We start from the raw sequence: 455 nt of genomic DNA on the forward strand, positions 1-455 counted from the left end.
CCTTCCGTCCAGAAATAGATGACGGCTGTGGATGACGCAAACGAAGGCCGGCCGATGCGGCCGTGGGTGAGACGGCTCGTCGCCGTGTTGCCGTGGGTGCTGGCAGGCGGTCTGGCGACGGCGGTGACGCTCGTCGCGCTCGCGCCGGCCGCGTGGATCGCGCCGCAGTTCGCGCGGGCGACCGGCGGCCACGTGAATCTCGTCGATCCGGACGGGTCGCTGTGGCACGGCTCGGGCACGCTGATGCTCGCGCCGGGCGCGGACCAGAGCGCGGCGACGCTGCTGCCGGGCCGGGTCGAATGGACCACGCGCTTCTGGCCGCTGCTGACCGGGCGCGTGCAGATGCGCATGCGGCAGACGGAAGCGATGCCCGACGCGGTCACGCTCGATGCGACGTGGCGCGGCGCGGTGCTGTCGGCGGGCACGATGGCCGTGCCTGCGTCGCTGCTCACGGG

General features: G+C 73.2%; 1 protein-coding gene. It reads left to right on the top strand.

The features are described from left to right. Positions 1 to 27 precede the first annotated feature (27 nt). On the top strand, positions 28 to 455 hold a 428-nt coding region (gene gspN, locus M3593_RS24335), incomplete at its 3' end, for a type II secretion system protein N (protein ID WP_251665150.1).

The organism is Mesobacillus sp. MER 48, assembly GCF_023714225.1.
GTDB classification, from domain to species: Bacteria; Bacillota; Bacilli; order Bacillales; family Cytobacillaceae; genus Mesobacillus; species Mesobacillus oceanisediminis_A.